The sequence below is a fragment of the Vibrio sp. THAF64 genome, assembly GCF_009363455.1.
GTDB lineage: Bacteria > Pseudomonadota > Gammaproteobacteria > Enterobacterales > Vibrionaceae > Vibrio > Vibrio coralliilyticus.
In genome coordinates, this window is sequence record NZ_CP045356.1 from 969,816 (window position 1) to 982,192 (window position 12,377).

Below are 12,377 nucleotides of genomic sequence, written 5' to 3' on the forward strand. Positions count from 1 at the left end.
CAAGAATTGCGGCCTTTTCACCAACTTAATTCGTCGCAAAGAGACGCGCTTTTTCTCGTTCTTTCTGTCGGTACTGACGTGGTGTGCAGCCGACATTTCTCTTGAACATTTTTTCGAAATGACTCAGGTCACCGAACCCGGATTGCAGGCATACTTCCGTCACTTTCATCATCGGTGATTCATCAATCAGCTGCTTGGCATAACAGATACGCACCTGTACCAGTAGTGACTTAAATGAGTAGCCAATGTGCTGGCGGAATAGATAAGAGAGGTGGGACTGGCTAGTAAACGCCGCGTTAGAGAGATCGGCTAGCGTCAGTTCTTCGGTGAAGTTCTCGCTCATATAGTTGAGCGCTTTTAGCAATCCTGGGTGAAGATGACGGAATCCACTGAACTCTTGACTTAATACAGCTTCAACAATGTCGAAGGTTTCACTTTCGGGGAAAAGATCGAGATTCTGAATGTCTTCAACATCAATGTTGTTATTGCAACAGGACGCTAGAGTCACAATGACGCGCTGCAACTGCTCAACATTACCCGGCCAGTGGTATTTATGAAGAAGCTGAATCGCTTCGGGGGTAAATCGTGTAGTGGTAAAGGACTGGAGTTTATTGAGTATATGGTCGATGTGGTTGGAGAGGTCTTGTTTACGCTCCCTGACTGGCGGGATATGAAGCTCTAGGTGCGGAACCTCTGTCCCCAGTAACTTAGCCAAAAATTGCCGATTTCCTTCCGCACTGTTGATTGACTCGGTACAGGAGACGATCAGCTGGACCTTTTTTTCAGTCAAGCAACTTTGAAACTCCTCCTGACTGAATAAGGTGGTCAGATAGTCCTTCTTTTCCTGTGGCAACACATCGACTTCAGATAGATACAAAGTGCCTTGCTTCGCTCGATTGAGGCTACTCTCTAGATACGCTTTAAATTGTGACTGATTATGGATGGTTGGCGGGATAAGAATAAAACGGCCTTTACCTTCCAGTCTGTTGAGATGAATAAGAGAGGCTATGGAGCGTTTTTCCGTCCCTGTCTCTCCGCTGATAAATACCGGATAGTTGGTTCTGGCAGCAAATTCAATCTGACTTTGGATTCTCTGTATTGAAGGGGATAAGCCTAGCAGAGGGTACTCTGCTCCACTTCTATTGACAGGGTTATGTGGGAACGAATTGTAATTATTAAGTACCATAGGAAGGCCATTTCCGGCCGCTCCTGTATTGGCGTAGCTTAGCTCTGACATTGTAATTATTCCTTTATTTTAATGTAGTCTCTGACGTCGAGCTTCTATGCTAAGGGGAACATCCCTAGGTAAATTGGTGTTATTGGCTAAATTCACGGTTAAAGCAGTGAGAAACCCGTTGAATATGAAGTGACTAGCATTTACAAAGGAATAATTAACACGATAACTGTTGTTATCCACGCCCAACGCACGAGAAACAAGTGATGGCAAAGGAAAACCGTGCGTCATTTCGATGAAAAGGGCTTAACATCTCCCTATCAGGCACACTAAAAAGTGCATAACTATTGATTATCTATGCAAGCATCAAGTCATCCGACCTCCATATGCACCTAATCCCACAGGTAATGAGAATGACTTGTTTTTTAACACCTCCCAAACAAGATGTGAAATTTGAAAATACTTAGATAAAACATTTAACTAACATTGTTATCACAGAGTTAAAACCCAATAATCTCCAGTGATAAAGATCACATCTATAAATCTGATAATGCATTTTACTTTCGTATTTTCCGGTTCGACTGATAACCTCCTGCACGCCTTGAAGTGAACTCAAGGTGCATAACTATAAGGAGTGTTCACTATGAATACCAAGAAACCAATGTCGCTAACCAGCCGAGTAATTCTGGGCATGGTTGCGGGTATCTTGACAGGTTTTGCGATTCGCAGCCTTTTTGCCGACAACGGATTTGTCGACACATACATCGTCAATGGACTGTTTGAAGTTGGTGGCCAGATTTTCGTTGCCAGCTTAAAAATGCTTGTTGTCCCACTAGTTTTTGTTTCACTGGTTTGTGGTACAAGCTCACTGAAAGACCTATCTACTTTAGGCCGAATGGGTGGTAAAACACTCGCTTTCTATATTACTACAACCGCTGTTGCGATTACGCTTGCACTGACTATGGGTAACCTATTCCAGCCAGGTGCAGGTGCTGATCTGACCGCAGCGAGCTCATTCAAATCCGCAGAAGCACCGTCTCTGGGCCAAGTCATTATCGACATGTTCCCAACCAACCCGATCAGCGCCATGGCTGAAGGTAAAACCCTTCAGGTCATCGTATTTGCTGTACTGTTTGGTATCGCGATCAGTGCCGCGGGTAAACCAGGTGAGCGTATTGCCGCTGTATTTGCTGACCTTAATGAGGTCATCATGAAGCTGGTTGCGCTACTGATGAACCTAGCTCCTTACGGTGTGTTCTTCCTAATGGCGAAGCTATTCACAGGTCTAGGTCTGAGTGCAATTCTGAACTTAGCAGAATACTTCCTCGTTCTGGCGGGTACACTTGTGATTCATGGCCTAGTTACCTACAGCGTGATGCTAAAAGGCTTCACTGGTCTTAGCCCAATCACCTTCCTGAAGAAGATGGAAGACGCCATCATGTTTGCGTTCTCGACTGCATCTTCCAACGCGACAATCCCTGTCACGATGGAAACCGCTAAGAACCGCATGGGCGTTGATAACCGTATTTCTTCGTTCACGGTTCCACTAGGCGCAACCGTAAACATGGATGGTACGGCCATCATGCAAGGTGTTGCGACAGCCTTTATTGCTCAGGCATTCAACATTGACCTAACTATGGGTGATTACCTGATGGTGATCATGACAGCAACACTTGCGTCTATCGGTACGGCTGGTGTTCCGGGTGTAGGTCTGGTCATGCTAGCAATGGTACTTAACCAAGTAGGCCTACCACTAGAAGGTATCGCACTAATTATGGGTGTAGACCGTCTACTAGACATGATCCGTACTGCTGTAAACATCACAGGTGACAGCGCGGTAACGGTTATCGTTGCTAAGTCAGAAGGTGCTCTGGATGAGTCACGCTTCAACGACCCAATGGCCGGAGCGAAAGAAGAAGAAGTTCATCTGAAAAAAGCAGAAGCTTAACTTTCTTATCTACACATAATACATGCCCCGTGCTTTCACACGGGGCATTTTTATTTCTGATTAAGAAGCTGTTCGGAAGAACTGCAACTGCAATGACTGGTTTTCTGATAACTCTAGAGAATAAGTAAAAGAATTCATAGCTCATGTCCTAGCTATAGAGGTAGCCTTGCTGAAATCGATAGCCAAGTTTGCACAAGATTTCCTGCTGCTCGATGGTTTCAACACCTTCTTGTATGATCTTACAATCCGACATGGTGCCGATATCCGATAATGTCATGAGCAGCTTTTTTTTGACTTCATTCGACTCAATACCTCGAATAAATTCTTTGTCTACTTTGAGATAATCTGGAGACACTCGCTGAACAATCTGAACGTTATTGTTTCCGGTACCAAAGTCATCTAATGCTATATGAAAGCCCAGCGATTTAAGGTGAGTGATATTGGCGTAGATTTCTTTGCTATATGGCTGGTTCGAGTTCTCGGTCAGTTCTAAAACCACCTCATTGGGTTCCAAAATCTGGAGGTACTTTTCCAAAACGTAGAAGTTCTTGTTTAACAGTGAGCTTGGACATAAGTTCATACCATATACCCCAACGACTCCGTGAGCTCGGGCGTTGGCTATCGTTTTGGCTATCAGAACAGTATGAAAAGTGACGAGCTGGTTTTGCGTTAGGTTTGCGATATATTGCAGTGCCGTGCGGTGCTTCACTCTAGTTAACACTTCATGATAAAGGACGCTTTTGCAGGTGGTATCAATAATCTTTTCGAGCTTGTAGCGCAGTGTTGTCCAGTCGTGACAAAACTTTCCAAATCGCAGCAATCGATTGCCATAAAAGCCAACCAAAAACACAACAAATAGACTTAGCCATTCGCTCAACAAATTGTGACTATAGAAGGCGACACTAGTACCGTTGTCAAAGGTCGCACTAAATACCCTAATGCCCGACTGACTTCCCGTCGTAAACACGTTAGAGACTTTATTGTTTATAGTCACGGCATCGATGAGCACAGGCCATAGATTATTCCGATAGCGGTTCTCAATTGCACTGGCAGAAATTCGGCCAATCATCACCGAGCCGCTTGGTAAGTTCTCTCTAATCGTGTAAACAAATTGAGGTAACCCCAGAAACTCTTCTACCTGCTCTCTGCTAAGCGTTTTGACGACATCTCGATCGACAAGGCAGGACTGAGATTCTGCAAGTAACAGCGCTGAATCCAGATTCAATGATCGGTTAAACGCCGTCACGGTTTCCCGATCATGACAACCAAGAGTCATAAGTGCTTGCGCCACTTGATCCGTATTATAACTGTACTTCCCAACAATGGAGCTCAAGTGCCAAATTTGGAAAACATAGAGAAGTGCAATAACAAAGCCTGCGAGTGAAAGAGCCTTCGTCGCTCTGTTTAACACTGTCAAATGATAGATTTTCAGAAAGAGCCAAAGCATTTCCAGATTGGAAGGCTTAAAACTATTGAAGTTAGCAACGATGCTTTCTTTAATTTGATTGTTTACAATAAGATCTAGGTCAACGTAGTAGCCCTTTTTAAACACATTAACAATCAGTTCTTTGTCTTCCATAGAACCACTGTATTCAGCAACAAGGTGTTTATACTTTTTTCTCAATGATGCAATTGTGTTTTTAAGTGCATATAGACCAAATTCACCCTGATAATAATCTTTATATGCGGCTTCGATATCCCTCGGGCTTGACGGAAATTCCCTTGATGAATTCTCGACTAAAAACTCTAAAACAAAACGTTCCTTATCGTTTAAATCAAATTCCAATTTCTTTGCTTTATCCTCAACGCTGTATAACAAGCTCCCATTAAGAATTAAACTTAGCGATCTATCATTACTTAAGTTAAATGAATAGAACATCCCTTACCCCGTTAATGTTTTTATTAGACTTTTTATTCGAATTAAAATGAGCTTACGGATATAACCAACAGAGTTAATTAAAGCTATTTAACCATTGATGTCACAAAAGTATCCATGTGAATTCATAAGATTAATGATGCATATTTTGTAACTGGTTATTTATATTTTCTAAAGTATGGCGATTAACTATCTAACCTTAGACAAAGTCATAAAAACAAGAAAAAAGTAGGATAAAAGCAAAAATAAGATCGATTATCACTGTGATATCTCAATCGCCACTAGTTATCTTTCTATTATTAATGAACAAGTAAGTAAAATCATTCAGTTCTTATTACACCTCCTTAGCACCATATCCACTACTGAAAGTAAATTGTTAAAATATAAGTCATCATTATTATTAATAATAAAAAAACCAATTTTCTGACTAAACAATCATTAATAACTTAGCTACAAATTAAAAAGCTTCAACAGCGGAAGTTTCAATTTCAAGACTCTAGAACAATTTCGCTCTAATACACCGTACATAAGGAAATGAAAAATGAGGATTAAATCCAGGATAGCGCTTTCTATTTTATCAACAGCCTTATACTTCCCAGCCCATGCTGATGTGAATGATACGTATATTGTGGTTTTAAAAGATATTGCAGCCCAAAACAATTCACCTCACACCAAGGTGAAGGATATCGCGCAACAGATTATCGACGAAAGCCCTACTAGAGAAGCACGGAACTCAGCTAAGTCCAAGGGGCAAATTTCCCGTTCTTTCGAAAACTTAAGGAGTTTTTCAGCCACGTTATCCGAAAAGCAGGCAGAGCAACTCAAGAAGCACCCCAAAGTATAAGGGGTGTATAAAAACGTGACATTTACGTCGGATAACGCTACTCAAATTCAGGGCAGCTCAGCCCCATCGTGGGGGTTGGATCGTTCAGATCAAAGGAACCTTCCACTCGATGGAACTTATGATGTAGGACAATATACGGGGAAAGGTGTTTCAATATATATTGTCGACTCAGGAATCGATCTCTCCCATTCAGACTTTGGCGGTCGGGCAGTGTCTGGTTGGGACTTTGTAGATAACGACGGTGATGCGTCTGACTGTCGTGGACATGGTACTCACGTTGCTGGAACAGCAGCTGGGAATCGCTTTGGAATTGCCCCAGAAGCTGACATTTATTCAGTGCGGGTGCTCAATTGCGAGGGCAAAGGCAACGGCGAAAAGATTCTTAACGCATTTGACTGGGTTGTCGATCATGCCAAACAACAAGGTAAGCCTGCTGTTATCAATTACAGTATTTCGAGAGACGAACGCTGGCATGCAATGGATGAAGCCGTAGACACCATTGTGCAGACACATAACATTTCGTTTGTACATTCTGCGGGCAACAATGATACCGACGCATGTACCAAAAGCCCTCATTCAGACTACTCTATCACTGTCGGCTCCTCCACTAATGACGATCACCGCGCCCACAGCTCTAACTGGGGAAACTGTGTTTCACTTTTCGCACCCGGTGATCACATCACTTCAGCGGCAGATGGGGGTGGATCCAAAATAATGAATGGCACCTCAATGGCAGCCCCACATGTTACGGGTCACGTAGCTCGTTTACTACAAATGAACCCGCAAGCCACAACAGAGGAGCTCAAACAAACGCTTATCAACCAGACAACCCAAAACGCCTTGTTTGATGTGGGCTCAGGTTCACCAAACCGCTTGCTATATACACAGATAGAAAGCAATAACATCAATACTGCACCTATCGCGAAAGCGACAATAAGCCATACTGAAGTCAACCAATCTGGTTACGTTGAGCTGGATGCGTCAGCATCTTATGATCCTGACAACGATACGATACCCTCTCCTATCAATGGAAGGTGGTTTCACCTCAATCACATCAGGTCAATATCGTCAGTGAAAACGCAGTAGCAACACAAGCCTATATACCTGAGACTCAGCAAGACACGCACTACGTTTTTCAGTTAACGGTATCTGATAATCAACTCAGTGATAGCTCTCAAGTATCAGTTCACTATGTGGCAGAAGACGTTTCCTGCGAAGTCTGGGACAAATCAAAAATCTATGACCTACCAGGGAATGTCGTTACTTGGAACGGTAAGTTCTGGGAAAACCACTGGTGGACCCAAGGAGATACACCTGGCACCGGAGGTGAATGGGGCGTATGGCGAGAGGTACAAGCCTCAGCCTGTAAATAGTATTAGAAACAAACAAAAAGCAGCCAGCTTGGCTGCTTTTCTACTCTTCTTATCAGGATAATTAGAACTCGTATTTGACGTTCACTTCAACAGACTGTTCTGCACCAAACCAGCAGTTATATTTGTCGTAGCAAGAATAGTATTCTTTATCGAATACGTTGTTCACGATTAAGTTAGCCGTTGCTCCGGTAAGGGATTCACTTGCATTACCTAAATCATACCCAACGGACATATCTACTGCAGTGTAAGATGGAACTTTGCCCTGAGTGTTGGCCGCATTCATTTCCATTTCTCCCACATAACGTGCACCACCACTGATACGAGTACCCGCAAGCAGACCACTAAACACGTTGTAGTTTGCCCAGATATTCGCACTGTGCTCTGGTACATAGATTGGTGTGGTACCTTCGAGGTCATTACCTGAATCCTTGGTAATTTCCATATCAAGATAGGTGTAGGATGCCGCAATATCTAGACTCTCAGATGCATACCAACGACCTTCTAACTCTATCCCTTGAGACACCGCTTCACCGACTTGAATGCGAGGACCGTATACGTTGCTTGGATCCGTCATCAACATGTTCTTCTTGGTGATATGGAAAAATGAGGCCGTTGCTGTTTTGGACATATCGGCCGACATGTATTTCACGCCCACTTCCGCTTGCTCGCCCGTTTCAGGGTCAAACGCCTTGTTGTTTTTGTCTACACCAGGCGCGGGTTCAAAGCTGGTCGCGTAACTTGCAAATGGTGACAGGCCATTCTCTAACTCATACAGCGCGCCGACACGATACGTGAAATGATTGTGATCAGATTTTGTCGAGTAGTACACGCTTTCTGATTCATACTGATCGAAGCGACCACCACCAATCAGTACCAGTTGATCAAGTCGAACCTGATCCTGGAAGTAAATACCTAGCTGTTTCGATTCGCTGTCATCTAAATATTCACCTGTTTTAGTCAGATCATCGCGGTCCAACAGATTATTGTTTGGATTAAGCGGATCAAACTTCCCGAACCCACTTGAAGCATCAACACTATAAGCGGAATAAATCGTGTTTCCATCCATAGATTGGTAATCAATGCCGAATAACAGATTGTTTTCAATACCTGCTATATCGACGATGCCAGACACTTGGTTATCAATAACAAACCCTTTTAGCTCTTCGTCAGTTGAGTAAGGAGTACGAGTTAGCGTTCCATCAGAATTCAGGCCCGCTGTGTGGTAGGTGTTCTCTTGATACAAACTCGCATCAGTGAATCGAGCATTTTGCAGAAACGTCCAGTTTGAATTGAATTCGTGGTTGATTTTGTAACCGACCATTACGACTTCACGTTCAAACTTACTCCAGTTCACATCCCCCATCGACACGGAAGGAGAGCTCTTTTCTAACACCTCTAATGGCATAGAAGAGTTAATGCCCATTGACGGGTCATTCTGATAGTAAACATTAAAGTTAATCAACGTTTTATCTGTTGCCTGCCAATCCAAGCTCGGTGCCAACACGTAACGCTCTTCTTCGGCATTATCAACTTGGCTGTCTTGCTTACGTGCCAGCGCAATTAAGCGATATGAAAAGTCACTGTCACCAATTTGACCTGTCGTATCAATCGAGGCTCGCATCAGATTTCGTGAACCTGTCGCAACATCAACGGTTGTAGATTCTTCTTGCTGAGGTGTTTTGGCTATCATATTGACCATACCACCAGGAGGCATCGCACCATACAGTACTGAAGTTGGCCCTTTAAAGATCTCCACTTGCTGGAGCGCGATAGGGTCCACCTGAGGCTGTAAGTTCCAGCCTGTCAGGTAGAGCATCGACAAGCCGTCATAGTAATTGAGGTTTTTTGTCTGGAAGCCACGTATGGTGAAATCATCAAACATGGTTACCGAGCTGCCTCGGTTCTCAGTCGCAACACCCGGTACGTATCGCAATGCTTGATTGATCGAAGTGACGCCGCGCTGTTCAAGCTGCTCTCCTTCAATAATTGAGATACTTTGTGGTGTTTCTTCAGGTTCTAGCGATGTTTTGGTTGCCGTATTCCGATAGGCTTTGCCCATCACAGTGATGGTTTCTAGTTCAGTTGTATCTTGACTGACTTCATCCGCAGCCATTACAGGGGCTGAAAAGGCGGTAAGCAGCGCTAAAGTAAGTGTTGAGCGCTTAAAATTAGTTGGAGTTGTCATGTGTCCCTCAAGTACCAATGCTTTTCTTATTAAGAATAAATCTCATTTGCATTCTACAAACCTGAGAAACAGGAAAGTTAACAATTTGGTGCATCTTACGCGAAATAATTTAGTTAACTATCAGTAGGTCGTTCATTTGATCATTGAGACAAGCGTTCAACAGGAATCCAATATTCCATAACTGCATCGGTATCATGTTGATTGTAATTGGCGGGATAGCATTCGAGTTCATAGCCATCAATACCTCGATAGCCAGAATTAGGTAACCAATTAAGCAGAAACCACTCCAGCGTTTTTGGCAAATGCACCACCGGGCCACAATGTTTAACAACCGCGTACGTTTGCGCAGGCACCACCAAAGTACTCAGTTCAGAAGAGATGGCAGAAGGTAGTTGAGGCAACAACAGATCATCGGTTAATTCCACCCCTGCCCAATATTCCATATTACTGCCGTCAAAATGGCTTTGAGTGATATCAATGACGCCTGTTAAAGCAACCGGCCGCTCAGGTTCGTCTGGGAGGGTTTGCTCTAATCGGTGCCACAATGCAGGGACTTTTTGCTGAAAGTCAGGATTGAGTGCGAATAGGCCATTAATTTCACCATGAAGTCCTTTTAGGAAAAACTCATTTTTGGATTCCACTCTCACTTCAACGAAAAGAGGGCAGGCCTCTTCAGCCGTGCGTTGAGAGACCTGAATAGGTTTACGTAACCCCGTTCTGAGACCTTGTTTACGATAAGCTCTGGGACTGAGGCCAAACACTTGCTTGAACGAGCGACTGAAGCTGATTTCTGAGCTAAAACCAAGCTCCAGAGCGATATCAATCACCCTATCGGAAGTGTCGATCAACCGTTCTGCAGCCTGGCTGAGCTTGAGCTCTCGAACATAAGTGGCCACCGCCATGCCTGTTTCGGTCTGGAATACGCGCTGCAGTTGCCAACGTGACCAACAGCTTTGGCGTGCAATATCATCCAACGATAGCGGTTCACTGATGTGCTGATGAATAAACGACAGTACCTTGCTTATCCGGCTAAACACGTTAGAAGGTCGTTCTGTGGACTTGCCTGTCACCATGCTGCATCTCAGTCAAATAAGAGGGGATCTGTCTATCCTAGCAAATTCACAAATGAGAATTAATACCAATTGATAAAACACCCATCTTACATAAAGATGCACGGTGAAATTCCACTCACAAATACCGACTAAGTATTCATTTTGGTGCACAAAAATAAAAAAAGGTTGAAAAAGATAAAATCAAATACATTTGCTGCTTTTATATGCTTCATATAAAACAACATCAATATCAACGATAGCGTAGAAAAACCAAAGAATTCATAGCACCACAATCAAGCAATTAAAAATTAATCACAATTTAACATTTGAGAAACAATTGGCTGTAATCAACGATATGGGGGCTAACTAACCAATGAAATACACTTAATACACAAGGAAGAACAACATGAAAATGATCGGTGTAGCTATCGCTCTCGCACCCTTTATCTCTCCAATGGCAATAGCTAACTATCAAGAACAAACTGTAGAACCCAACAACATTACTTTTGAATTTAAAAAGGTCGCTGATATACCAGACTACCCAAGAGTCGTAAGCGATAGTAACCATGTTATTGGATTTGTGGATAGCAATAGCACATGGCCAGATACTCCTGACTTTTACGTACGTGCGATGTTTCGATGGAGTGAAAGCAATGGTGTAGAGTGGCTTATCACCGACGATATTATCAGGTCTGAACCATTAGATATTAACAATAGTGGTGATGCTACCGCTAAAGTCTGCGACTCAAACACTTGCTATTCCGCGATATGGACTAAGAAAGGAGAAGTCCAGAGTTTACAAGACGAAGTAGACACCCCTATTCAGAAGTTCATTGAAGAAAATGAGCTTGGAATGGCAGATCAGATGATTCAGGAATCCATTAGTATCAACGAAAGTGGAAAAATTGCTGGGACCTCAGTCTTTCCAAATATGGTAGGGGCTCGCTCTACACTTGCTTGGCGTTGGGATGAAAAGTCAGGCTTAGAGATCCTAGAAAGCACTTCTGATAATTCTATGTCGGAAGCGACCGATCTTAACAACAAGAGCCTTGTGGTCGGGAGTAGCCATGGCAATGAGATCAATAATGAAACAGCAACTTACTGGGATAAGAAGGGTAAAAGGACACAAGTAATCCTCGATCAAACCGACTACCCTTGGGGAACACTCGCCACGGCCGCGAACAATTCAGGTCTAATGACCGGTGTCGACCGCATGAGTTATGCAAGCCCTTGGAGGTATAACATCAACTCGAAGCAAAGACTGCCTATGGAAGAATCTCCTTACGGTGGAACAAGAACCACTCATGTTTTAGAGAATGACTACATTGCAGGAGCAACCTCATCATCTTTCGATAGTGGAGACCTATTCCTAAGACCTGTACTTTGGGATAGCAAAGGCAACATCTATGATCTTAACGATGAGTTCAATGATCCAGAAAACTACTTAGCAGGCTGGTTTGGAATTAATACAAGTTTGTTAATGGCAACATCGTTACGCCCAAAAAGCGGAGGATATTATGAAGGGGCAGCTGTTTACCAGTTAGTGGTCGTACAAAAATAAAACAAACTCCCCTCAACCTAAATTTGGTTGAGGGGAGTAGGCATTACAAAAAAGCCGTTTATGTTCTGAACACGCCTGGTATTAATCCACTAGTGTAAGGAACCGGTACTCCATATGCGTCAGCGAAGGAGCTCAGTCCCCCTCCTATCAGCCCTAATCACGAATGATGTTCCCTCCAGTCTGAGTTGCCTCCTCCCTCTTGAGAGCCGAATAATTGGCAGAAAACAGCATCATGGTCTTCATTTTGTGATAAGCCAGCCCCCCTCAACAGGTGTTTGCAAAAATGCTCTTTGAGATACATTAGTCACTGCATTCATTCTGCTAATCCTCTCGCTCAGATACAACTTGGGACATCACCAAATCC

The 12,377-nt window shown here is 43.4% G+C and carries 9 protein-coding genes; 5 read left to right on the forward strand and 4 right to left on the reverse strand.

What is annotated here, in order from left to right:
- Window positions 1-25: 25 nt before the first annotated feature.
- Window positions 26-1,237 carry an AraC family transcriptional regulator gene (locus FIU99_RS20900; protein WP_006960106.1) on the reverse strand — a complete coding sequence of 404 codons (1,212 nt, stop codon included), beginning with the start codon at window positions 1,235-1,237 and terminating at the stop codon, window positions 26-28.
- A 580-nt stretch (window positions 1,238-1,817) separates the two neighbouring features.
- Between FIU99_RS20900 and FIU99_RS20905 the strand changes: the two genes are divergently transcribed.
- Complete coding sequence (locus FIU99_RS20905; protein ID WP_006960105.1) at window positions 1,818-3,122, forward strand: dicarboxylate/amino acid:cation symporter; 1,305 nt, start codon at window positions 1,818-1,820, stop codon at window positions 3,120-3,122.
- 148 nt (window positions 3,123-3,270) lie between these two features.
- Here the strand turns inward: FIU99_RS20905 and FIU99_RS20910 are convergent, their stop codons facing one another.
- On the reverse strand, window positions 3,271-4,908 hold the full coding sequence (locus tag FIU99_RS20910; RefSeq protein WP_236612178.1) for an EAL domain-containing protein: 1,638 nt from the start codon (window positions 4,906-4,908) through the stop codon (window positions 3,271-3,273).
- A gap of 631 nt (window positions 4,909-5,539) precedes the next feature.
- Between FIU99_RS20910 and FIU99_RS27555 the strand changes: the two genes are divergently transcribed.
- The 3 genes from FIU99_RS27555 to FIU99_RS27565 are packed head-to-tail and all read left to right on the forward strand — an operon-like array spanning window position 5,540 to window position 7,215.
- The gene (locus FIU99_RS27555) at window positions 5,540-5,842 is read left to right on the forward strand and encodes a protease inhibitor I9 family protein (RefSeq protein WP_236612177.1); all 303 of its coding nucleotides are present in this window, start codon (window positions 5,540-5,542) and stop codon (window positions 5,840-5,842) included.
- A 15-nt stretch (window positions 5,843-5,857) separates the two neighbouring features.
- Entirely contained in the window at window positions 5,858-6,928 is a 1,071-nt protein-coding gene (locus tag FIU99_RS27560) for a S8 family peptidase (protein WP_006960103.1), read from the forward strand.
- Window positions 6,877-7,215 (forward strand): hypothetical protein, encoded by a 339-nt coding sequence (locus FIU99_RS27565; RefSeq protein ID WP_236612176.1) that lies wholly within the window; start codon window positions 6,877-6,879, stop codon window positions 7,213-7,215. The genes FIU99_RS27560 and FIU99_RS27565 overlap by 52 nt, the downstream gene beginning before the upstream one ends.
- Before the next feature lie 61 nt (window positions 7,216-7,276).
- Here the strand turns inward: FIU99_RS27565 and FIU99_RS20920 are convergent, their stop codons facing one another.
- Both FIU99_RS20920 and FIU99_RS20925 read right to left on the reverse strand, forming a co-directional pair.
- Window positions 7,277-9,400: a TonB-dependent siderophore receptor gene (locus FIU99_RS20920; RefSeq protein WP_006960102.1), complete on the reverse strand. Its 2,124-nt coding sequence runs from the start codon at window positions 9,398-9,400 to the stop codon at window positions 7,277-7,279.
- Window positions 9,401-9,540: 140 nt separating this feature from the next.
- The gene (locus tag FIU99_RS20925; protein WP_006960101.1) at window positions 9,541-10,473 is read right to left on the reverse strand and encodes an AraC family transcriptional regulator; all 933 of its coding nucleotides are present in this window, start codon (window positions 10,471-10,473) and stop codon (window positions 9,541-9,543) included.
- A gap of 385 nt (window positions 10,474-10,858) precedes the next feature.
- On the opposite strand from FIU99_RS20925, the gene FIU99_RS20930 reads away from it, so the two are divergent.
- Window positions 10,859-12,013, forward strand: a complete 1,155-nt coding sequence (locus FIU99_RS20930; protein ID WP_006960100.1) for a hypothetical protein — start codon at window positions 10,859-10,861, stop codon at window positions 12,011-12,013.
- The last annotated feature ends 364 nt before the right edge of the window (window positions 12,014-12,377 follow it).